This window comes from Paenibacillus sp. IHBB 10380 (assembly GCF_000949425.1).
Taxonomy (GTDB): Bacteria; Bacillota; Bacilli; order Paenibacillales; family Paenibacillaceae; genus Paenibacillus_AQ.
This window is the reverse complement of the sequence record NZ_CP010976.1, coordinates 5,636,756-5,659,671: the sequence shown is the minus strand read 5'-3', so window position 1 is coordinate 5,659,671 and position 22,916 is coordinate 5,636,756. Positions and strand designations below refer to the sequence as shown.

Sequence of the window (22,916 nt, the reverse complement as noted above, 5' to 3'; positions counted from 1 at the left end):
ACGAAAAAACTCGGGTATACTAAGAAGCTTAGTATACCCGCCGTTTTTTGAAAAGCATTAATTATAATTTTAATTATTTTGCTTTCATTTTTGCAAGGTTTGCTTGCCATTTTTCGGTTCTGAAAGCTAGTAGTTTGTCATAACCAGCAGTTTGAGCATCCGCCTCCGCCTTATCAAGGATGGCAATCACCTCTGCATCGGATTTAGCGAACAATGTTTTTGCGCTCACTTCAAGGTACAGATCCTGAATACGCTGACGAATAATACCTTCTTCTGATTCTGCTGGTGGATCAATGCCAATGAATTCTGTGGCATCGGATTGCGTTTTCCACGTAACTTCACGTTGGTAACGAGTTGACCAGTTTTGTTGTTCAACTGGCAATTTCTCTTCAAATTTCGCTTTCGTTGTATCTAGGAACACCGTATTACCAACCCAGTTCAGGTTCGTTGTCTCCGATTGCAACTTCGCTAGTGTAGCTCCGTCAGACGTATATTTGTCTGTGAATTTCGGAGTCTCGCCGTCTGCTTCTACGCCATCCCAATAGATGCCTGGAGGGCCCCATGTTATTACACTCTGTCCTTCAGCACCTGTCAGCCAGTCATAGAAGGCGAAGATCGCTTCTGGGTTTTTAGCTGATTTCGTAATAACCGTTACGTTCCAACCAAGCATATTGTATGTTCCAGGGAAAATCTTATCTTTATCAAGACCTTCCTTGTGAATCGGCCAAATCATGAAATAACCTGCTTCTGGATCACTTTTCGTAAGCTCAGCATGAGCTTTCATCGCGAATTCCGTCGGACTTGCACCTGCGTAAACAGCAACGCGGCCTGTCATTACTTTTTCTTCAATTTGATCTTTTGTTTGTGTCATAGCATCTTGCGTAATCAATTTCTCGCGGAACAGCTTAGAGACATATTGTTGTGCTTCGCGGTATTCAGGATCAAGGAAAATCGAAGTCAATTTATCCCCATTCTTAACAGCACGCAGACCCGGATATTTTTGATCGTTTTCTTTGAAAGCTGAATACAACATGTCAATCCCTTGTCCGTCCTTCGCTAAATCTGGCTCATAAGGAACAACATTCGGATATTTCGCTTTTACAAGCTTCAAGTAGCTGTATAGGTCATCCGTTGTTTCTAGCTTAGGAGAGCCAAGCTCAGTGTAAATTTTCTTGTTCACAACATAACCCGCGTTACCGTTAGGTTGATTTGTATACCAGTTAGGGAATTGGTACAATTTACCGTCTTCAGAACGAAGCATGTTAATACCTTCTTCGCCCAACCACTTTTTCAGATTCGGATATTTGTCTATATAATCGTCCAATGGTACGAGTAAATCGTTACTACGCAATTTCTCAACATTAAGACGCTCCAACCAGATCGCATCAGGTAACTCTCCACTCGCAATCATCGTGTTCAACTTAGATTCAGCTGACCCACCGGAATGAATCGCTTTAACGTTTACTTTCTTCGTATCTTTAATCCATGTACTTGAAATATCGCCACCCCATGCAGGCATGGTATACCAGTCATAATGACCATAAAGTGTGAAATCAAGTTGTTCCTTGCCAAGTTCATACACAGATGCTGGCGTATCGCTATTAGTCTCCTTTGGAGTTTTAGCAGCTTCACCGTTGCTGGAATTACCTCCATTACCTCCGCCGCAGCCCGCTATTAAAGCAACAGCCATAAATGTGGAGACGATCGGGACGAGCAGTTTACTTTTAAACTTCATTTGTTAAAACTCCCCTTTCAAGCTCATTTTTATATGTTTAAAGCTTTCGCTAAAAACCACTTTTCACACGCTGGCTGCTACTCTTTCAAAGATCCAACGAGAACACCTTTTACAAAATATCTCTGCACGAACGGATACACCATAATGATCGGAAGCGTGGCCACCATCATCGTCGCCATGGACAGTGACTTGCTTGATACCGTTCTCATTTTAGCCAGTTGGCCCTGTGCCGCTGAATCGAGCTGAGACAAATCCGATATGGTGTTAGAGTTCAATATTTGCTTCAGCATCGTTTGTATAGGAACCAGCTTCTCATTTGTAATGTAGATACTTGGCCCAAACCAATCATTCCAATGAAAGATAGCCGTGAAAAGCGATAGCGTTGCGATAACGGGTCCGGATAGTGGAATAACGATCCGGAAAAAGACGCCCCAATTGCCACTTCCATCGATTTTGGCCGATTCCTCAAGACCTGCAGGCAAGCCTTGAAAGAAGGTGCGAAAAATGATCATATTCCAAACGCTGATAAGCGATGGGATAATAAATACCCAGAACGTATTCATCAGATGCAATTCCCGAATGAGCAGGAAGGAAGGAATGAGACCACCGCTGAAATACATCGTAATGATGCACATAATCATATAATATTTGCGGCCCATCAGCTCTTTCTTCGAAATGCCATAAGCGAAAATCGCCGTGCACAGTATCGATGCTGCAGTACCGACAACCGTCCTTGCGATCGAGACCATAAATGCGTTGACCAATCGAGGGTCCTTAAATACAATGCCGTAATTTTCTAAAGTCCAACTTCGTGGCCAAAAAGTTATACCACCCTTCGAGGTATCTATCCCCGTGTTAAATGAAATGACAAGCGCATTCCAGAAGGGATAAAAGGTCACAAAAGCCAATAGTGTAAGTAGGATGTAAATGGTAACCGTCATAATGCGGTCTCCCAAGCTGTGTCTCATAACTGCATCATCGCCTTTCCGGACTGTTGTTTGTTTACCACAAGCTGTTGCCATTTCTGCGTGCTGCATAGTTGGCTATTGTTAGAAGTCCGACGCTGATTACTGCTTTGAATAAACCTACTGCAGTGGCGTATGAGTACCTTGAGTTTTGAATACCCACTCGATACACGTAAGTATCAATGACATCGGAAACATCCCTGAGTATTGGGTTTACAGCAAGCAGGAGTATATCTTCAAAACCTGCATTCAGCAAATTCCCAATCGCTAGTATCATAAATATAATGATAACAGGCATGATAGAAGGGAGTGTGATTAAAAAGATTTGTTTAAACTTACTTGCTCCATCCATGGATGCAGCCTCATACATGCTAGGATCAATACTAGCGATAGCTGCTAGATATACAATGGAGCCAAAGCCGATTTCCTTCCAGACACCCGTTGATACGAGAATGCCCCAAAACATGTTGGGAATCGATAGGAAGTTAATCGGTTCGTCAATGAAATTCATCTTCTCAAGCAGGATGTTTACGCTTCCATTGTCTGTCGAAAGCATTGACATGATCAATCCAGCGACGATCACCCAAGACATAAAGTGAGGAAGATAACTTACCGTTTGTATGACTTTCTTAAACATCATGTTCTTTACTTCATTGAGCATCAATGCGAGAGCGATCGGTGCTGGGAAGCCAATACAAAATTTCAATAAGCTTATGATAGCCGTATTTCGCATGACGTTCCAAAACTCTGGGGAGTTGAAGAACATATCAAAGTGCTTCAGACCAACCCATTCACTCGCCATAAAACCTTTGAAAATGCTGTAATCTTGAAAAGCCATTAGGACACCGTACATCGGAATATAACTAAATACAAAGATAAGCAACAACCCAGGAATCACCATCAATTGGAGATCCATTTGTGCTATAAACCGACTGAACACACTTTTTGGCTTTTTCGGTTTCAATCTTAACTCGTTCTCTACGGAAAGTTGCGCCACTATTCAATCCCCCTTGCTCTTTGCTCTTGTTGTTCTTCTTACATTCTATCCTGAGAGCAAAACCATTACTATCTACCTGAACAACTAAAAATGATACTTTTCAATCATCAAAAACAAATAGGTCATTTGGGACATGCTTTCTAACAAAAATGCAGCTACTCCTACATACTAGGAATAGCTGCATTTCTGCTCTTTAGGCGAACACCATTTGTACCCAATAGAACAATAGAAGTATCTAGAGGCATCGTGCAAGATACCTAAAAGAAAGGCATTTTTCTCAAAGGCTCCTTCTTTCAGGTCTTTCGATGCTTAGAACATGGCCTTTTTCAACTTTTGGACATAGAGAGCTCTAATTAGAATGAAATAAACAACTTGTATAATGAAGTAACCCAATACAACTGTTAAAGAGGATTGTATCGTGCTCGCAATCGCTAGTTCTGGACGAATGAGCTCTACCGTTATAATCGCTCCAAGGGATGCAATGAATAGCGGAAGAAAGAATAGAATAGCCAGCTGGATCGAGGCTGACGTACTCATTTCTTGCTCCGTAAGACCCATCCGTGATAATGACTGATACATACGTTGATCCGCCTGCAAATCACTGTACAATTTGAAATATAAGAAACTGATGGATGACACTGAGAATATTGCAGCAATGAAGATCCATACAAATTTAAAAATGCTAGTTGTTTGCTGTACTTGTAAGAAGTCCAGCGCACGAAGAGAAATGAATCCTAGATCTTGATTAATCACGTTGTTGATTTCTCCTGTAACCTTCGATTCTATTGAATCTTCTACAGGAAGATCATCATTCGACCATTCCGTTATCCTATAAAAAACGGCAGCAGAGGATGACCTACCTTTAGGAACTTCCAATACTTGCTCATACAAATCGTTATATTGCTGATCAGATATGACTACTATTTGCTCATCATAGATATTCGGTATAGTCACCGTTTCTTGCATCATAACATCGAATGAAAATGTACTAACTGTCAGATTTGTATATGATCTAAACCCATCTGTTTTCCTTTGACCAGAATCGGTAAATGAACTTGAAGAATTGTTGAGAAGAACTAATTCTCGATCCGCTAAGGCATCGATGTTAGGGAGATCATAAATCCCTGCTAGTTGCTTGTAGTCCGATAAACGAGTTACTGCAAACGAACCCGAAGCCTCCTCTTCAAAATTCACATTTACACTTTCATATTGTATTTTGTCATAGGCTATTTCGTTGTGATCTAAGATTTGATCGATTCTCTGTACATCCTGATCCCACTCGGAGTTTAACGTATCATATGATTTATATTGAATCGCAAACGGTTTATTGATGAATTCTCGTTTATTCTGACTGTCTTCACTCAATACAATGCTCAGGAACCCACAAGCCATCGCAGTTACGACTGTGATGATAAAGAATATACGTGCACTGTCTTTAATTTTGTACGCCATCTCTGATAGCCAGAGAAGATTGACTCCACGGTAAAAGAAAGTCTGACTACGTTTCAAAATACGGATCATGAATACACTTAGCTGTGTAAAAAAGAAATACGTACCGATGCTACCTAAGCCAAGCACGTATAAATAAGTTTGACCAATATCTCTCTGAATTAGGAAAAAAGAACCACCTATACAAGCGACCGACAGGAGCGACAGAAAAATTGACGCTTTCGGCTCTGTTTTCGGTTTACTCGTCCCTTTCAGTAATTCCATCGTTTGTTGATTTCGTAGAAAAAACATCGTTGTAAACGAAATGATAAAGAAAAGGGCTGCAAAAGCACCTGTGGTCAACCCTATAGCTTGTGTTGGGAAGTAAAAATTCAGTCCTTCAAGGCCTGTCATTTCGGTACTTAATAATAAGAACAATTTAGAAAACAATAGACCTAAACCTAGACCACTTACTATAGCAAGCGCTCCAATGATTATATTCTCCATAAAAATAAGGGTATACATATGTGTTTGCTCCGCACCGAGTATGGTTAATATTCCAAATTCCTTCTTCCTTGCTTTCAAGAAGGAACTAACGGAGTAGAGAACAAAGAAAAAAGAGAATAAGAAAATAACATATTCTGCTGCTGTCATTCCAGCTTTAACAGACATTCCGAGTTCGTTGTTCAACAGTTTAGGATGAAACATAAATATCGCATAAGAAAAGAAAATCGACACAGAGAATGTGCTACACAGGAAGAAGGCTACATAAGCTCGCGCATTTCGGGTTACATTGTTCCAGGCGAATTGACTAAATGTCACGAGACTCGCCCCCTAGAAATGACAACGTGTTAATAATCTCCTGATAGAAGGTCTGCTTATTCTCTCCTCGGCGCAGTTCATTGTGAAGTTGACCATCCTTTATAAAGATAATGCGCTGACAATAACTTGCCGCAACAGGATCATGAGTGACTAGAAGGGTCGTAGTCTGATCTTCACGATTCAGCGTTTCTATCATTCTCATCACATGACGAGACGAGTTGGAATCAAGATTACCCGTAGGCTCATCCGCAAGTAATAGTGAAGGCTGATGAATCACGGCTCGTGCAATCGCTGCGCGTTGAAGCTGCCCCCCTGAAATTTCATACGTACGTTTATCTAGGATCTCTGAAATCCCAATTCGTTCAGCAATCTCTTGGACACGTATATTCATCTCAACGAGACTCTTGCGATCAAGCGATAACGGTAAGATGATATTTTCTTTGACCGTCAACGTATCAAGAAGGTTAAAATCTTGAAAGACAAGACCGAATTCACGACGGCGAAACGTAGCAAGCTCCTTTTTCGATAAACCTGTTGCTCGTTTATTATTAATCATTATTTCGCCTGATGTAGGGGGATCAATCGTGGAAATCAAGTTAAGTAATGTTGTCTTCCCACTACCCGATGGCCCCATAATTCCTACAAACTCTCCCTGCTGTATCGTAAAAGAAATATCTGATAATGCCTTATAGGATACTTTGCCGTTATATATCTTACTCACTTGATTTATTTGTACTGTATTCATGTGCCCAACCTCTTCCCTTCTATTGTGTTACCTACAACTTACCGTAATCACAATCAAGGGATCGACTTGTTTTCCTTACACTTATCTTACATCGATGTAAGATAAGTCTCTTGGCACAGCAAAGGTCATACGAACCGTTGTACCTGACCCTTGAACGGATGTCACCTCAATCGTATGTGTTAAGCGTAGACATACTTCCTTAGCCATATACAGACCCATCCCTGTTGACTCAAGGTATAGTCGCCCGTTCTCACCCGTAAAATGAGCATCAAATACACGAGGAACATCCTGCGGTGCAATACCTACACCGTAATCCTCTACTTCAACAACAATCGAGTCCTTTTCCCTAAACAATCGAACATCCAGCTGACTAGACGCCATAGAATACCGTACTGCATTCGTTACAATCTGCGACATGATGAAAGCTAACCACTTCTTATCCGTTATGATGATCAACCCTTCCTCTCCATGGACGGAAGGATACAGCTCATTTTTAATCAATAGACGGCGATGATCGCGTAACACCTCATTTAATAATTCAAGGATATCCGTCTGTTCGAGGAAAAAGTCCAGTTCAAAGCTCTCAAGACGCGACATATATAACACCATATCAAGTCCTTTCTCCATCCGGTCAAGCTGCTCTTGGATATCTACAAATAACGGATCGGGTCGCCCTTTAGTCATTAGATTCGCAACGGAGAGAGGTGTCTTCATCTGATGAACCCATTGATTCATAAACAATATATGCTGTTTCTGACGCGACTCAAACTGCCCAACATCTTTCATATATAGCTGATATTGCTTATGTAACAAGTCTTCTGTCCGCTTCGCTGCGTAGGTATTCGCTTTAAGCTGTATGGTATCATCCAGCTTGCTCATCGTCTCAACTTGAGATAGGAGATGATAGTAAGAACGATTCTGGACATAACGAACGGTTAAATACAGGCAGAGTAGAACAAAGCCTAGCAAGAAAATATACATGAGGGATGATACCTTTGTGAATCCTTCCAACCAGAGCGTCGATAATAAAAAGAATAATTGCAGAAGATTCATAGCGATGAGCATCAGGTGATCTTTTACAAAAAGTCTCATGTATCATCACCCAACTTCAGCCTGTACCCTACACCTCGGATCGTCTCAATCGACTGTTCGAGACCGATGATCTCAAGACTCTTCCGCAAACGTGTGACATAGACATTGAGCGTGTTCTCTCCCACGTAACGATGATCATCCCACAGTGCATCGAGCAGAAATACTCGACTTACCACTTGATTAGAATGCTCCATTAGTAGCGCTAGTAAAGTCTTTTCTTTAAAACTAAGCTCAACCGTGACACCATTGTAAGAAAGCTCATGTGTATCTAATTTCAAGCTCAATTCCCCTACGGTCATGATGGTAGAGGATGAAGCATAATCTCCATAGGCACGTCTTAATTGACTTTCAACTTTCGCAAGCACCACTTCCGGATAGAATGGCTTGGTGATATAGTCATCTGCGCCGTTCTGCAATGCTACGACTTGATCCATCTTATCTGCACGCGCCGAGATAAAGAGAATGGGACAGGTCGACACGGTACGAATTTGTCTGCACCAGAAGAAGCCATCAAATTTGGGCAAATTCACATCGAGCAGAACCAAATGTGGCTTAACCTCTTTAAACTGTTCCAATACGGTCCCGAATTCTACGATAACGTGAACCTCATAATTATATTTTTCTAAGTGTTCCTTCAGTATTTGCCGTAACTGAGGGTCATCTTCAATAATCAAGATCGTCTGCATCATTAACACTCCTTTACCTATATAGCTTCACTTAGAGAATACCCCTGGATAACCATTGAAGCAAGTGAGTGTCCCATCGAACATAACCTTAAATCGTTGTAAGAAAAGTGTAATCTAAATCTATCGGAATTCCTAATGGTCTCTGCTACAGTTGAGTATAACCTTCATTAAATACACAACTTAAGCGGTCATCAGAAAGGAACTCCTTATGAAACGAATGATTACACTTGATGTTCTGCGAGGATTCGCGCTTCTAGGCATTATCTTTATTAACATTGAGCAAATGGTTTATGTGAATACAGACTTTAGTCCCCTCGATCTCTTGCTCTTCAAAGTATCAATTATCGCAATCAGCCATCGATTCTTTGTTATTTTCTCTTTCCTATTCGGTGTAGGATTCTATCTCTTTACTTCTAGAGCCAAGGCTAAAAGACGCCGTCCGATACTTCTATTTCTTCGTAGACTACTTATTCTACTCATCTTCGGGGCTGTCCATCACATCTTTCAACCCGGAGAATCACTATTCTATTATGCGATTATAGGATTATTGCTTATTCCATTCCACAACGCTAAACCTACGATCGTTCTATCTTCCGGGTTGTTCTTCACCATAATAGGCTGCTGGTTAGGCTTCCCAGTCCTTATTCTAGGTATGTTCTTACTTGGACATTGGACAGGACAAATTAAGCTATTCGAAGATCCAGAGCGCTACAAAAAAGGCTTGAGACGAACACAAATTGCAACATTCGTATTAATCATTCCCATGTACTTCCTTCAAGAAATGATTCTGAATGAAACCGGATATTTAGACATTGCACTAGCGATAGGCGGGCTCCCCGTCAGCGTGTTCTATGTCACTACAATGATACTTCTCATGCGATTAAGCTCGAATCAACGCCTATTCACTCCTTTAGCTAATTTAGGTAGAATGGCGCTGACCAACTATCTATTACAGACGGTTATTATTCTTACCATCGATCATACCTTCAACTGGTCAGGGACTGTTCATCGCTCTACTCTCTTCCTGACGGCTATCCTCATTCTGATTAGTCAAATGATCGGAAGCACGCTCTGGCTCCGCCGCTTTCCAATAGGACCGGTTGAATATATATGGCGTTTGGGGACATACGGGAGGGTTCGTAAGTAACATAAAGAGCTGATTGGATTCCCAATCAGCTCTTTATATTCACCCAGACTCTTAGAAATCTGCAGTCTTAATAAATATAATCTTCACCCCGATAATGTGATTCTCATGATTTGAGGCGATATATGCTCCATAGGTACCGTCCCCCATACCTGTATGTGAAACTACACCTCCATCTATAACTCCAGCTTCATGACCACTCTCAGTAATATCACAACAAGATAAATACCAATCACTATCTGTCTGCGAATCACTCTCCTGAGGTTCCACATCAGGGATTCTATACTTATTGATGTCAAAGATCCCTGCTTGCCCACTATCCACTCCAATAATAAAATGACACTTCACCCATTCCAAATGTTCCTCTTGTTCAGCAACTGAACTATGGTAAGCCATTAATTTGGAACACGCTTCGCCCCAATCTCTAACTTCCGTCTTCTCTACTTGACCGACCCATGTTCCATTTAACACTTTATCTAACACACCCATAATAATAGTTTCCGTGTTTAGCTCATAACAAGGATCAGACACAACTAATTTGCCAGAAGTAACTTCAAAATTTCCTAATTGAATAATCATAAGGCTCCCTCCGATAACTGTATAAGTATTTATAAAAAATAGACCTTTCAATCATTCTACTAGATGTTAAGTTTCATTGACATCGATTAGATACATGCGTCCCCTCTCGGTTTACTAAAATGGATAATAAGTATACTTTATATATTTAATATATTTAATATATTTTATATACTATAAAGTAACGAGAGCGTAAAATATTTTGTGTAAATAGATAAATAGAAAAAGGAAGACCTTTTCTTGTAGAATTGAGTTACCACACAAAATTCACAGAGAGAGGTCTTCCCTATGAATCATTTTACAACAGATTTAGTTCAAGCTCTAGTCACAAAAAAAGATGTGACGGAGGTTTTTCGTAATCACTTAGAAGCTGCCATGAATCATCTGCTAGAGACGGAACTTACTGCATTTCTAGACTATGAAAAATATGACCGTATAGGCGTAAATTCAGGTAATTCTCGAAACGGTGGCTACTGTCGAACGCTTCATACCGAGTATGGGGACCTGCAGTTAAACATTCCTCGAGATCGTAATGGAGAGTTTAAGCAACAGACCGTAGCACCGTATAAACGCTCAAATGACACGCTAGAATCTTTCGTTATTCACATGTTTCAAAAGGGTGTCACGATGACGGAGATTGCCGACCTAATCGAGAAAATGTATGGTCACCACTACACGCCGCAAACCGTATCGAACATGACCAAAGTAATGGTCGAACATGTCGATGCTTTTATGAAACGACCACTTGAGAAGCGCTATGTGTGCGTCTATATCGATGCTACCTATATCGCGGTTAAGCGTAAAACCGTATCTAAGGAAGCGGTCTATATTGCCGTAGGAATTCGTGAGGATGGCACCAAGGAAGTACTCACGTACGCCGTTGCACCGACCGAATCAGCTTACATCTGGAAAGAACTGCTCCAGGACGTGAAAGAGCGTGGTACCGAACAAATCCTTCTGTTTATCTCCGATGGACTCACAGGCATTGTGAATGCGATTCAGGAGATCTATCCGCATGCGAAGTACCAAACATGCTGTGTTCATTTAGTTCGTAATATTGCCCATAAAGTTCGAGTCTCAGATCGAGCAGAAGTCTGTGAGGACTTCAAATCCGTCTATCGATCCGACGATGAACAAGCTGGTAAAGAAGCGCTAAAAGCCTTCTGTGACAAGTGGAAAACCGCTTATCCTAAGGTCATTAAATCCCTACGAGAAAACCCCTATATCTTTACGTTTTACAGTTTTCCTAAGCCGATATGGAGAAGCATTTATTCGACGAATTTAATCGAGTCGTTTAACAAACAGATTAAGAAATACACGAATCGTAAGGAGCAATTCCCCCATGAAGAAGCACTAGAAAAATTCTTGGTTGCACAGTTTGAAAGCTATAACCAACGCTTTGCTACCCGTTGTCACATTGGTTTTGATAAAGCTCGTTCAGAACTGCTAGCTATGTTCTCCACCAAAGACTAACCCTAGTTCTACAAGATAAGGTTATTTTCATTTACACATAATTCTTGACGCTGCCAAAGTAACTATTGGCTCCCCAGTCACTATTTCATATGGATTAACGACAAAAGGACGATCTTTGACCGTTGTACTTGAACCTGTTCAACAATGGACTCAACACTATAAGAATCAATAAAGAGACGAGGAGATTATAATGAATAACAACAAACTGATCTGTGATCTAGAAACGGGCATATGCGGTGAAACTGGGGACGAGGTAATGGAAATCATTGATCTGAACCCGCCCCACAAAAAGGTTAACCTTTATTATGTCACTGACCCAATCTGCTCCCACTGTTGGGCGCTTGAGCCTGTTTTACGACGATTCGAAGAGCAATACGGGCAGTATGTCAAATTCCATACCGTGATGGGAGGATTGCTGGAAGGCTGGGATGGATTTGCCGACGTAAAGAATGGCATTGGTCGTCCAGCAGATGTTGCCGGCCACTGGAGAGAAGTTGGGGAACATTCCCGCATGCCCATTGACGGTTCACTATGGCTTGATAATCCAGTCCAGTCCTCTTATCCACCTTCTCGTGTATTCAAAATGGTTCAGCAAAAAGATGAGCAGCTTGCTAAGACCTTTTTACGCCGTGCAAGAGAAGCTGTATTTGCCTTTAATCGAAATATCGGGGATGAACAGGTGTTAATTGACATTGTTAATCAAATGGATCTCGATGGAGAAACCATTGTGAACGAAGCAGGATTTCCATCTGCACAGGAGTTGTTGGAGCAAGACTTTGCACTTGCCGGTTCGCTAGGTGTACGTGGTTTTCCAACGATCATCATAGTGAATGAGGAGAATAAGGGCATCAAAGTTGTCGGTGCACAGCCACTTGAAACCTATGTGAAAGCACTAAGACAAGCTCTGACCACAGAAACTCTTCAAGTTAAGCCACTTTCTGCATTAACCAAACTTTTGGAGAAAGAAGTTCTTTTGTTCGCGAAAGAACTTGAGGTCTTTTATGACCTTGAACAACATGAAGTTGATACATTTATACAAAAGGAACTTTCACCTAGTATGTTTACGTTCGGAGAAATTCTTGGTGAAAAATATATTAAACAAGCAAGCCCCTCGATTAACTAACCAAGAAAAAACCGTTACCGTCCTTAAAGGGACAGTAACGGTTTCTCGTAGAAATATAAAAGAACCTTTATTCGAAAGATTATCGAATAAAGGTTCTTTTACTCCGCTATCATGTTATCTGCTTGTTTTACTACCTTTTTCTTTTTTAAACCATTCGGACTTGGGCTTGCGCGCCGGATTGGCCTTGGATTTAGCAGGTTTTGGTTTTACAAAAGCAGCTGATTTCGAGGAGCGTTCCGCCTTTACAGGCTGAAATGATCTCGGCATCGGATAGGAATGGTCTTTCACTTCGGGAATGGTCTTTCCGATCAATTTCTCAATATCCTTGAGGAACGGCAGTTCATCTACTTCGCAAAAGGAAATAGCGGTCCCGCTCAGTCCTGCTCTACCTGTACGCCCAATTCGATGAACATAGGTTTCTGGAATATTAGGGAGATTAAAGTTGATTACATGAGAAAGTTCCTCAATATCAATTCCTCTTGCTGCAATATCCGTCGCTACCAACACTCGCGTTGCACCACTCTTGAAATTGCTCAATGCTTTCTGTCTGTCCGTTTGAGACTTGTTACCATGAATAGCCTGAGCCGAAATGTTCACTCTCGTCAGATCACGTACAACCCGGTCAGCGCCACGTTTCGTACGGGTAAACACCAGTGCCGAAACAATCGCTTTATCTTGTAAAAGGTGATTCAATTGATTCTGCTTATTTCCTTTATCTAGCAAATAAACAGATTGCTTAATTCTATCCACAGTAGAAGACACCGGTGTGATTTCTACTTTCACTGGATTAACCAGTAGTGATTTGACCATTTTGGATATTTCAGGCGGCATCGTTGCTGAGAAGAAAAGAGTTTGTCTCTTACTAGGCATTTTTGTAATAATTCTCTTCACATCGTGAATAAAGCCCATATCCAGCATTCTATCGGCTTCATCAAGTACTAATATTTTGACGTGTTGTAGATCAATACGTTTTTGGTTTATTAGATCGATGAGTCTACCCGGAGTTGCAATAATAATATCCGCACCATGATTTAGCGCCCGTTCCTGCACTTTTTGGGATACGCCCCCCACGATCGCCGTACAACTCACATCGGTATATTGGCTATATGCTTTAATGTTATCAGAGATCTGAAGAGCAAGTTCTCTTGTTGGTGTCAAAATCAATGAGTGAATTCGACGCCCTGCATTAGGTTTACTTTTTTGTTCGCTTAACAGTTGGATCATCGGTACAGCAAAAGCAGCTGTCTTCCCTGTTCCCGTCTGAGCGCAGCCAAGGAAATCTCTGCCCTCTAACACAGCAGGGATCGCCTGTTCCTGTATAGGTGTTGGGGTAGTATAGTTCTCTTTGCTTAGTGCTTTTAGAATCTCAGGTATAATATTCAAGTCGTTAAATGTCATTGTATCTCCTTAATTTTAAATACATATATTGTTAATCACGAACTTTATAACATCTCTTGTAACGCTTCTTGTAACGTCTCCACAAATCGTTCCTTTACGTCATAACACATTATTATAACACAAATAGAATATAAAAAAAGAAGAGAGAGTTTTCCCTCTCTTAAGATGGAATTATTACCTGTTCCTTGAATCAGTCTTGAAGTCTCGTTTAGTGTGTTCGCAAGATGATGCAAGTATGCACTTAAGCTGAGGACGAACTATCACACAAAAAATATCCTTCCATCCTGCGATAAACAGGATAGAAGGATGTTTGTGGGTGTGATTATAGGATTGAGATGAGACGAAAGGACGAACCATTGTTGATAGCGTGGATATCACGTGGATAAGTGCAATAAAATTCGTATAACAGCGTATTAATTATCCACAAAACCAAAAAACAGCTCATTATTTTTTAAGTTATCCACAATTTCGTCTCGAGTAGTAGAGTTGTTATTAAAAATTTTCTTGCTTCGTATGTTCGCCATACACAATCTCTATGAGAAATTAGAGATTCTTATCGGTCATTTAAAGGATATAGGTTCGCCCGTGGCATTCATATCCTGGTGATAGTACCACTCCAAATAGGATGGTTCATCCGTCGTGTTCAACTCATCTTGATCATAACTAGAAGTATATTGGTAATCGTATTCACCATCATCATTCGCATCGAAGATAATTGCGATATCAGGGTAGCCGCCGGATTCATATTTTTTCAAATAATCTTCTTGAATGACTTCCTGACCAAACTCTTCGCTATTTACCAACTGTTTAGTATCACTTAACAGATCGATCCGATCCGTCTCGTCTATGTTCTCATTTAACGTATAGATGAATTCAATTTGTGTGGGTCTAAACTGGACATCCATGTCCTTCACAAAATTCTTTGAGTTCTTCACATCTTTCACGAATGCCTTCACTTGATCCGTTGAAATCCTGGTAGCCGGAGTACATCCTACTACTACAATGAGAACTAGCAATAACATTACCCCTATAAATCGTCTCATGCTTAATTCCCACCACCCTTATTTGAAATACATGAAACCTCCACCCAAGCTCTTGAAGCCCTCAATGGCGTCAAAATGAGTTCTATAGTTAATACTACGACGTTCACCCCATGTCGATACGGCAATCCATCGGCTATCCGTTGAATCACGATAATACTTGGTAATAGTCATCCAATGCCATTCATAATCATAGTCAGACCACTTAGATAAATTCAGTGTCGCTACAGGCGAATTGATCGCCAATCCGGCTTTTACATAATTAGCTGTATTGTCTAACGTGAAGGATGTACTACTCTCCACTCTATTGAGCTTCACTTTCTTGTCGGATGCGTACTTCTCCACCGCTGAGGCAAAGCCATCAACAGATATTTTACCTAATATTCCAGGAGATACATAATCATATAAAGTATTCATATGCGTTAAAAAGTTTGCTTTAGAAAGCGTACTCCCAGTGTATAATGCCCCATACGTTGCTGGATTCTTTATGGTAGCTAAATAGTTCGTGATGTTAGCTGCTGCAACTGGACCACACCCTCGGTCTTGCTTGGTGTTCGTAGTATACCAGCCCTGATCACCGCCATAACTATATATCCCTGGACTATATTCAACGGCATTTTTAATAATATTATTATTTTCCATAATAGTTAATATGTATATCTCTCTAGTCCATTACCCTATGATTGCCTGTCCTAATCAAGTCACAATCCAGAAAACTCCGTTCTCCGAATTCGTTTCATTTCAATAAATACCTCAGCTTATCTGGGTTCCTAACAAGAGGAGACCCATCCCCCTGGTCTTTACCGAGATAACTCTTCAGAAAGGGGCGAGTCAAGCTATAGAGATGCTGTGTTAAGTAAAGTCGGTTTAGAAGACCATTTGAAGCCAACCTATAATAGAGTAATTTTTAATCAGCCAAAAACAGAAAAAGCTCAAGCACTATCTCTGCTTAAGCTTAATAATAAATCACGGTAAATGAGCTAATTTATTCAATGCATTCACACAACCGACACAGCACTCCACATGAGTCGTATGCTTAATATTGAGAAAATATCTTTCTAATACTATCGCAAATTTGGTTTCAAATTTGACCGAATGCAAAACAAACTTAGAAGGTCCACAAGGACCGTCCAAGCTTGTTATTTTTACTTTACTTGCTCTTTTGAACCAACATTTTCAGCAGAACCGTTACGGATTCAGCCCTCGTTGCATGGTCTTGAGCGGCGAATTGGTTCGCGCCTTTACCTTGTACAATACCTGCTTGCTTCACGTTAGCAACACTGCCTTTTGCCCACGTCGGAATATCCTTGTCATCGGCGAAGTCAGTTACGGCATTTGCTTCGATAGACTGACCCAGAGCATTCCCAATCATTGCTACCATCTCAGCGCGTGTGATCTCAGCATCCGCACGGAAGGTACTGTCCTTATACCCTTTAATTATACCTGCTTGTACAGCTTGCGCGACCGCCTTCTGCGCCCAAGCTCCGATCTTCGCAGAATCTGTGAAGGTCAGTGTCTCTCCTGCTCCTTGCGGCTTCAACGTATTCATCAGCATTACAGCAAATTCCGCACGTGTCACGGTATGATTCGGCTTAAATGTACCATCCGGATAACCCATGACGATTCCGCTACTTATTGCTTGCTTGATGTTCGCCTCTGCCCAGTGCCCAAAGATATCACTAATACTAGCTACCGTTGACGTTTCCGTTGGGTGGTTCGTTACGGGCATACCCGTAGCTTGATCTACAACGAGTACCGCAAACTTCCCAAAGTGATTAACTTCCACACTAATGCGGTTGCCGTTGATCTTCCCCCCGGAGACCCCCATCCATTCTTTCTTCCCATCCTCATAATAGAAGACACCCACCGATTGATTGCTCTTCAAACTTGTTGGATCAAATGTTAGAGTTATCATTACCGGTTTACTGAAGTTTTCCGGGAAGTTTTTCAGAATTTCAAATATCGAGCTGCCCAAAACCTCTTTATTATTTAGAGTATTTTGGGAGTTCAGGACTTTCTCTATCGCTAATTTCAGTTCTTTATTTGTTGCATTAGCCGGAATCGAGATCCTGATCATATCTTCAAGACTAACCTCGCCCATTTTACCCACGGGAAGCGTTATTTGACCATTCGTTGAAGTCAATTTGGTTTCACTTGGTGACGTTGATTGTGTCGAAGACACACCCGTTTCCGGATAGTATGATGGCGATGGCGATGGCAGGTTCGCGGTTCTGGCTTCCACCAGATTGGAGGCCATTCTGTAGCCTGGAGCAAAATTTGCACTCAGGCGGAACTGATAGTTTGTATTGTCTGTCAATGAATAAATCGTTGTCCGCGTTTCATTGGCGGCCAAGGCTTTTTTGCTCCAGTTTTTTCCGTCTTTCGACCATTCAAGCTCGAGATCGGTTGCCCCCTCTACCTCAGGCCATGTGACAGTCGCCTGGTCTGAAGTTGTCACGATTTGCGGGCTGTCCAAGGTGAGTGAAAATTTTTGCACACGGCGCAGCATGGAGTCATCTACATAGATATTTCCGGCATTGTCGGTGGCAACACCGAATGTAACCTCAAATTCTCCAGGAGCTGAGCCTTCCGTGCCCCACATCCTGATTGATTTCCCATACGGATCAAGCACTTGAATCCGATAATTCTTCGTCTCCATTACATGCAGATTTCCGTACCGATCAAAGGTGAGCGCTTGTGGAAAACTGAATTGCCCCGGTTCGGCGCTTTCCCCCTCTCCCCATTGTCCAAGATAGTCGCCCATGGCATCGAATTTCTGGATGCGGAAGTTGCCCGGATCAGCGATAAAAATGGTGCCATCGCGATCGATCGCGATGCCAGACGGCGCATTGAATTGCCCGGGAGCGGTTCCATGCGCTCCCCATGTGAGCAAAATTTGTCCAGTTGGGTCATATTTTCGCACCTGATGCAATCCGGCGTTCGATACATACACGTTGCCCTCCTGATCGACAGCCATCCCCAATACGCCAAAATCTAGAAACTTATCATCATTCAAACGCCTCAGTTCGGTGCCATCTGGCTGAAATACCCGAATGTTGCCTTGCCCATTATTCACATAGACAAGCCCACTATGATCAACCGCAATGGCCCGTGGCATTCCGTAGACCATTCCGTCAATATCCCATTCTTGCAGAAACTGCCCATTTGATGTGAATTTCTGCACACGGCTGTTCATTGTATCCGCTACGTAAAGATTTCCTGCTTGATCAATCGCCATCCCTTGGGGAAAACTAAATTGCCCCTCCTCCTCGCCATCTTCTCCCCATTGACTAAACACGGGAGCAGCGAACGCCTTCTCTCCATATCCGACGAGCAGCGCGGACGACATCACAGTAGCTGACAAAACACATTTCAAAAATATTGATATACTTTTCTTCATTGTCTCACTTTCCTTTTCACCATTCTTGTTGGCACGAATCAATCTGTAGTTATCAAACCTGAACCTGTTGCTCACATCTCCTCTCAAAATAGCTTAGTAAATTGATAAAGATAATCATTCTCGGGCGTTCTCAAAAAAAAGAGAGAATGATTTATTTTCTAAATAGCTCCCTTTACTGATAATGATATTCATTATCATATATGTAACACTGCTATAGTAGCAAAAAAACAAATTTCTTGTCAATTCAATTGTTTTATCAGTGTCGTTGTTCTGTCCGATACTGATAGCTAAAATACCCATTTTGCAAATCCTCCTGCGCCTGATGATAGCTCATTGATAATGGTTTTAAAAGGAGTCTTTTCCTTTGGACCATAATGAGCAAACTATCAAACAAGTTATCGGTAAAACCTTAAAAGCTATATGAATAAAGAAGGGCTTAATCAAGAGGACTTAGCTGGAAAATGCGAGGTAGATCGAAACGAGCCCTCTGTCAGCAAGATATTTGAACTATGTGATGGGCTGAATATTAAGCCTTCTTCTTTCTCTCATTTAATTGAAATCGAGTACGATAAACTTAAATCCTGAACACAAAATAAAGAGCGGAAGGTAAGCACCAATGCTTAACTCTTCCGCTCTTTATCTTCAATTTGATGTAAAATCCTGAATCTCCTTAAGACATTTCATGCCATCTTTTATTCCTGCAAGATACATCCATTCTTTTTCAAAGGCATTACGATAATTCAGCGTTTCCTCCCAGTTAAGAAGTACGGCTGCTCTTCAATTAAATCCTGTCCTGTTGAAGGATCTGCTTCCACCTTCCAGGATGACTCTCGTCTATGTGCAGAGGTTGAAATCCTAATTTCAAATAAATCCGGATCGCAGGCCGTCTGAAATCGTCTGTTTCCAGAAATGCCGTTTCCCCACCCGCTTCTCTTATCTTTTGCAAAGCCGCAAGGCTCGCAGCAAAACCAAGACCTTTGCCCGAGTATTCTGGAAGCACACCTACCATATGCAAGTACCAGTTCTTGTTGTTGCCACTACCCGTTTCCCAAGCCGTAGCTGTCGCAACAGGCTGTTCCCCTCGGCAGATGAACAAAACGCGATCGGAATAACACGGTACCTGATCTCCGATTTTATGAGCAAATTTCACTTCCCTTGTAAAAGAATGCCGAATGAGATCCTCCCAGTTTCGTTCGTCTCCCGGCTGGAAATGACGAAATCGGTACCCTAACGGACAATGAAATACAGGCAAGTCGGACAGCATTTCTTTCTTCATAATGAGTTTGGAAAGGGCCTGGTCCATCGTCATTTCCTCTCTTTCGCTTTGAAGTCAGGAAATGATATCGCTTTACCGCCTGCTTCGACCGATTCCATCGACAAGGAGAAAACAGAGCTCCAAGTCACTGCATCATACACGTCCACCGAGGGAGTTCGATCTTCCTGAATAGCCGAAATAAATTCCTCCAGCACGAGAAAATCACCCCCGCCATGTTTCGTCTCGGCAGCGTATTTACCCCATTCCTTCCATGTCGGATGATCATACAAGGGCTGATAGCTCCGCAAAGGTTCCCACATATCCGACCCGTCTTCTATGTTTTTAGGCGAGCGATTTTTGAACCATATCAAATCGTCTTCCTGCTGATGGCGGCCCGTAATATACGCCCCCTCGGTTCCCTGCAGCAAGTAATGCGTTTTATTGTGCGGCCTTACGGAAGTCCAATCGACACGCAGTTCAATCAGCACTCCCTTCTCCGTTTGTATGACCGCTACCGCACTATCTCCCTGCCGCCAGAAGCCCTTCCGTGCTGCTGGGTGATCTTTGCCGTAATGCTCGCCGAAGTAATGCTGTAAGGATCTTGATTTGGAAACAAAGGTGGACACGCTTTCCAGTCGGTCTCCGCCCGGCTTGTTCAGATTGATCCATTGCGCAACCGGACCTATGGAATGAGTCGGATAATTGATGCCGTTATATTGTTGATGCAATTGCCCTCGCCAAGTAAGGGAACCGTCCGGATGGTGGGTCAAGTGACGCAAATCGTGGATATAACCGCCCTCCAAATAAGTAATTTCTCCGAACATCCCTTGATCTGCAATATGTTTGATCGTCAGGTTCGAGCGCGAGAAGCAATAATTTTCGGACATCATATATTTCAGTCCTGTTTGTTCTACCGTCTCTATAAGCTCCCAGGCTTCCTCTAACGATTGGATAGCAATGACTTCGCTCAGGACATGTTTCCCAGCTTTTAACGCATCGATGGACTGCCTTGCATGCAGATGCATGGGGCTTAATATAAATACCGCGTCAATGGACGAATCCTTAAGCATTTCTTGATAATCTCGGTAAGTTCGGATTTCCGGAAATTTCTCCTTCCATTGATTGAGCACCCACTCGTTCAAATCACAGGTCGCGCTCAGTTGAATCCGATCCGAAAGAGAGTAAAGAGCATTCATAAAGCTTGCTCCCCGATTACCACCAACGATAGCTAACCGCACAGGCTGACGAATCACTTGTGTTCCACCCGCTTTCTTTCCGTGTGCAAGCGGCTGACGATTAGCTCGACTTCTGCCTGATCCCCTTCTGCATTCGGGTACTTCTCATAATCAAACATGTTGCCGGTAAAGACAGACGCCCATTCGGTCAATTCCTCGCTTGCCATGCTAACCGTTTCCAACCTGACTTCATTGTCAAGAACGGTAACGATTCGAACAGCGGGAACATCCGGCACGGCTGCTGTTTGGATGAAATTCCAATTCTCTTTCCTGAAGATGGAATGAATGTGATTATGACCGTTGAAATAGAATCCGATTCCCTGCCACTGTTCGAGTAACGGCCAAATGTCTAAGGTCGGGTCAAGGGACATCATTGGCTCGGTTGATCTAGCCGTCGTCCCATGTGGAGGGTGATGGCCGAATACGAACAGCGGCTTATCCGTTTTCCGGCTCATTTGCATTTCAAGCCAGACCAACTGTTCTTCATCGATCGTTCCGCTCCAATCATCACGGTTTTCACGCGCAGTATCCAGCAGCAGGATTATGGCATTCGGCTCCTCGATGACTCCGTATCGCTGTTGCCGAGTTATAGAAAGAATGTCTTTTTTCGGGTAGGTGTACGTATCATGATTGCCTAGAACGTGAAGGAAACGACCAAGAAGCTTGCTGCTTTCGATTTTCCTCATAATATAATTGAATTCGGTAAATTCTCCTGCATGAGCCATATCCCCCACTGAGATATGATAATCAGCATTGATGGACAAGAACATGTCCATAAAGTGCCCGTAGTAAGCATCGCGTGCTTCTTCAATCGATGGTTTGCAATTTGTCAGTTCGTCCGGGTAGTGTAAATCCCCAATAATGGCTAACTTCATGTTAATCTTCCCCCTAACCTTTAATTCCAGAATTCATAAAACTACCGATAACCTGCCTCTGGAACAATAAAAAACCTATCATAAGAGGTGCCGAAACAATCAGAGTCGCCGCGCACACGTCAGACCATTGCGCACCCGACTCGGTGGACTTCGCGAACATGGCTAAACCCACGGTTAATAAACGATTTTCCTCTGAATTGGTTACGATGAGCGGCCATAAAAAATCGTTCCAATGAAAGCTGACGGACACGATAGCAAATGACACGTAAATCGGGCGAGACAGCGGAACGTAGATTCGTGACAGAATATGCAGGCGCGAGGCTCCTTCTACGCGGGCTGCTTCATCCAGCTCGTTAGGCAATTGCTTGAAGGATTGCCTCAGTAGGAAGACGCCAAATGAAGATGCAAAGTAAGGCAGCATGATCCCGAGCTTTGTATCCAGCAATCCCATTTCGTTCAACACTTGATAATTAGAAAAAATCAAAATATCGGGTGGCACCATAATTTGCACCAAGAATAACATGAATAACAGATCTCTCCCAGCGAAACGAACCCGCGCGAACGCATAAGCAGCCATCGTCATAGTGATGAGTTGGACAGCAAGAACGCCACTGCAAACAAGCAAAGTATTCAAAAGAAATTGCCCGAATGGCGCTCCGTGCCACACATGGATGAGATTGTCGAACGTCCATCCCCATGACCACCCTGAACCAATGGCGGATTCCTTTGGAAGGAAGGCCGTTCTGACGACCCAAACGAAAGGTAGAATCCATAGAGCAGCAAAGCCGAAGCCGATCCCATGCCACAGCACCTGAAGGATTCGACGTCTCGAACTTTCCGAGCTCAGAGCGCGATCTTCTTCTAAAGGCTTACGTTTGTTCTGTTTCATCAACAGTGGCAGCTTTAATGGATTGTCCATGAACTCCC

General features: G+C 42.4%; 20 protein-coding genes. 4 read left to right on the top strand and 16 right to left on the bottom strand.

Annotation, left to right across the window (positions count from 1 at the left end):
• Window positions 1-73: 73 nt before the first annotated feature.
• The 7 genes from UB51_RS25555 to UB51_RS25525 all read right to left on the bottom strand — a co-directional run bounded on the left by UB51_RS25555 (window position 74) and on the right by UB51_RS25525 (window position 8,470).
• Window positions 74-1,735, bottom strand: a complete 1,662-nt coding sequence (locus tag UB51_RS25555) for an extracellular solute-binding protein (protein ID WP_044879711.1) — start codon at window positions 1,733-1,735, stop codon at window positions 74-76.
• A 77-nt stretch (window positions 1,736-1,812) separates the two neighbouring features.
• Entirely contained in the window at window positions 1,813-2,703 is an 891-nt protein-coding gene (locus tag UB51_RS25550) for a carbohydrate ABC transporter permease (protein ID WP_044880454.1), read from the bottom strand.
• 34 nt (window positions 2,704-2,737) lie between these two features.
• Entirely contained in the window at window positions 2,738-3,697 is a 960-nt protein-coding gene (locus UB51_RS25545) for an ABC transporter permease (protein WP_044879710.1), read from the bottom strand.
• 309 nt (window positions 3,698-4,006) lie between these two features.
• Window positions 4,007-5,947: an ABC transporter permease gene (locus UB51_RS26685; RefSeq protein ID WP_052676086.1), complete on the bottom strand. Its 1,941-nt coding sequence runs from the start codon at window positions 5,945-5,947 to the stop codon at window positions 4,007-4,009.
• Entirely contained in the window at window positions 5,937-6,692 is a 756-nt protein-coding gene (locus UB51_RS25535) for an ABC transporter ATP-binding protein (protein ID WP_044879709.1), read from the bottom strand. The genes UB51_RS26685 and UB51_RS25535 overlap by 11 nt, the downstream gene beginning before the upstream one ends.
• A gap of 81 nt (window positions 6,693-6,773) precedes the next feature.
• A complete protein-coding gene (locus UB51_RS25530; protein ID WP_044879708.1) occupies window positions 6,774-7,784 on the bottom strand; it encodes a sensor histidine kinase in 1,011 nt (336 codons plus the stop codon).
• A complete protein-coding gene (locus UB51_RS25525) occupies window positions 7,781-8,470 on the bottom strand; it encodes a response regulator transcription factor (protein WP_044879707.1) in 690 nt (229 codons plus the stop codon). Before UB51_RS25525 ends, UB51_RS25530 begins: the two co-directional genes overlap by 4 nt.
• 208 nt (window positions 8,471-8,678) lie before the next feature.
• Between UB51_RS25525 and UB51_RS25520 the strand changes: the two genes are divergently transcribed.
• Window positions 8,679-9,617 carry a DUF418 domain-containing protein gene (locus tag UB51_RS25520; RefSeq protein WP_044879706.1) on the top strand — a complete coding sequence of 313 codons (939 nt, stop codon included), beginning with the start codon at window positions 8,679-8,681 and terminating at the stop codon, window positions 9,615-9,617.
• Window positions 9,618-9,668: 51 nt separating this feature from the next.
• Here the strand turns inward: UB51_RS25520 and UB51_RS25515 are convergent, their stop codons facing one another.
• Complete coding sequence (locus UB51_RS25515) at window positions 9,669-10,193, bottom strand: DUF4241 domain-containing protein (RefSeq protein WP_082063257.1); 525 nt, start codon at window positions 10,191-10,193, stop codon at window positions 9,669-9,671.
• 285 nt (window positions 10,194-10,478) lie between these two features.
• Between UB51_RS25515 and UB51_RS25510 the strand changes: the two genes are divergently transcribed.
• Genes UB51_RS25510 through UB51_RS25505 form a run of 3 tightly spaced genes read left to right on the top strand, consistent with a single transcriptional unit; the run spans window position 10,479 to window position 12,786 of the window.
• Window positions 10,479-11,663: an IS256 family transposase gene (locus UB51_RS25510; protein WP_044876287.1), complete on the top strand. Its 1,185-nt coding sequence runs from the start codon at window positions 10,479-10,481 to the stop codon at window positions 11,661-11,663.
• Between the two features lie 37 nt (window positions 11,664-11,700).
• A complete protein-coding gene (locus UB51_RS28100; RefSeq protein WP_144407137.1) occupies window positions 11,701-11,835 on the top strand; it encodes a winged helix-turn-helix transcriptional regulator in 135 nt (44 codons plus the stop codon).
• Window positions 11,836-11,853: 18 nt separating this feature from the next.
• On the top strand, window positions 11,854-12,786 hold the full coding sequence (locus tag UB51_RS25505; RefSeq protein WP_044879705.1) for a DsbA family oxidoreductase: 933 nt from the start codon (window positions 11,854-11,856) through the stop codon (window positions 12,784-12,786).
• 114 nt (window positions 12,787-12,900) lie between these two features.
• On the opposite strand, the gene UB51_RS25500 is transcribed toward UB51_RS25505, so the two are convergent.
• From UB51_RS25500 to UB51_RS25460, 8 genes are all read right to left on the bottom strand, one after another.
• Entirely contained in the window at window positions 12,901-14,184 is a 1,284-nt protein-coding gene (locus UB51_RS25500) for a DEAD/DEAH box helicase (protein WP_044879704.1), read from the bottom strand.
• A gap of 560 nt (window positions 14,185-14,744) precedes the next feature.
• Complete coding sequence (locus tag UB51_RS25495; protein WP_044879703.1) at window positions 14,745-15,227, bottom strand: hypothetical protein; 483 nt, start codon at window positions 15,225-15,227, stop codon at window positions 14,745-14,747.
• 18 nt (window positions 15,228-15,245) lie between these two features.
• Window positions 15,246-15,866 (bottom strand): hypothetical protein, encoded by a 621-nt coding sequence (locus UB51_RS25490; protein ID WP_052676085.1) that lies wholly within the window; start codon window positions 15,864-15,866, stop codon window positions 15,246-15,248.
• 508 nt (window positions 15,867-16,374) lie between these two features.
• Window positions 16,375-18,699, bottom strand: coding sequence for an S-layer homology domain-containing protein (locus tag UB51_RS26680; protein WP_144407074.1), 2,325 nt, complete (start codon window positions 18,697-18,699; stop codon window positions 16,375-16,377).
• 706 nt (window positions 18,700-19,405) lie between these two features.
• On the bottom strand, window positions 19,406-19,927 hold the full coding sequence (locus tag UB51_RS26675) for a GNAT family N-acetyltransferase (protein WP_052676083.1): 522 nt from the start codon (window positions 19,925-19,927) through the stop codon (window positions 19,406-19,408).
• 2 nt (window positions 19,928-19,929) lie between these two features.
• On the bottom strand, window positions 19,930-21,117 hold the full coding sequence (locus UB51_RS25470; protein ID WP_144407073.1) for a Gfo/Idh/MocA family protein: 1,188 nt from the start codon (window positions 21,115-21,117) through the stop codon (window positions 19,930-19,932).
• An 11-nt stretch (window positions 21,118-21,128) separates the two neighbouring features.
• Window positions 21,129-21,989: a metallophosphoesterase family protein gene (locus tag UB51_RS25465; protein WP_052676082.1), complete on the bottom strand. Its 861-nt coding sequence runs from the start codon at window positions 21,987-21,989 to the stop codon at window positions 21,129-21,131.
• A 13-nt stretch (window positions 21,990-22,002) separates the two neighbouring features.
• Window positions 22,003-22,908, bottom strand: a complete 906-nt coding sequence (locus tag UB51_RS25460) for a carbohydrate ABC transporter permease (protein WP_082063255.1) — start codon at window positions 22,906-22,908, stop codon at window positions 22,003-22,005.
• Between the last annotated feature and the right edge of the window lie 8 nt (window positions 22,909-22,916).

Bases quoted from the DNA above. Each gene is read 5' to 3' on its own strand.
- UB51_RS25555 (WP_044879711.1), bottom strand. From the start codon at position 1,735: ATGAAGTTTAAAAGTAAACTGCTCGTCCCGATCGTCTCCACATTTATG.
- UB51_RS25550 (WP_044880454.1), bottom strand. From the start codon at position 2,703: ATGAGACACAGCTTGGGAGACCGCATTATGACGGTTACCATTTACATC.
- UB51_RS25535 (WP_044879709.1), bottom strand. From the start codon at position 6,692: ATGAATACAGTACAAATAAATCAAGTGAGTAAGATATATAACGGCAAA.
- UB51_RS25530 (WP_044879708.1), bottom strand. From the start codon at position 7,784: ATGAGACTTTTTGTAAAAGATCACCTGATGCTCATCGCTATGAATCTT.
- UB51_RS25525 (WP_044879707.1), bottom strand. From the start codon at position 8,470: ATGCAGACGATCTTGATTATTGAAGATGACCCTCAGTTACGGCAAATA.
- UB51_RS25520 (WP_044879706.1), top strand. From the start codon at position 8,679: ATGAAACGAATGATTACACTTGATGTTCTGCGAGGATTCGCGCTTCTA.
- UB51_RS25515 (WP_082063257.1), bottom strand. From the start codon at position 10,193: ATGATTATTCAATTAGGAAATTTTGAAGTTACTTCTGGCAAATTAGTT.
- UB51_RS25510 (WP_044876287.1), top strand. From the start codon at position 10,479: ATGAATCATTTTACAACAGATTTAGTTCAAGCTCTAGTCACAAAAAAA.
- UB51_RS25505 (WP_044879705.1), top strand. From the start codon at position 11,854: ATGAATAACAACAAACTGATCTGTGATCTAGAAACGGGCATATGCGGT.
- UB51_RS25500 (WP_044879704.1), bottom strand. From the start codon at position 14,184: ATGACATTTAACGACTTGAATATTATACCTGAGATTCTAAAAGCACTA.
- UB51_RS25495 (WP_044879703.1), bottom strand. From the start codon at position 15,227: ATGAGACGATTTATAGGGGTAATGTTATTGCTAGTTCTCATTGTAGTA.
- UB51_RS25490 (WP_052676085.1), bottom strand. From the start codon at position 15,866: ATGGAAAATAATAATATTATTAAAAATGCCGTTGAATATAGTCCAGGG.
- UB51_RS26675 (WP_052676083.1), bottom strand. From the start codon at position 19,927: ATGGACCAGGCCCTTTCCAAACTCATTATGAAGAAAGAAATGCTGTCC.
- UB51_RS25465 (WP_052676082.1), bottom strand. From the start codon at position 21,989: ATGAAGTTAGCCATTATTGGGGATTTACACTACCCGGACGAACTGACA.
- UB51_RS25460 (WP_082063255.1), bottom strand. From the start codon at position 22,908: ATGGACAATCCATTAAAGCTGCCACTGTTGATGAAACAGAACAAACGT.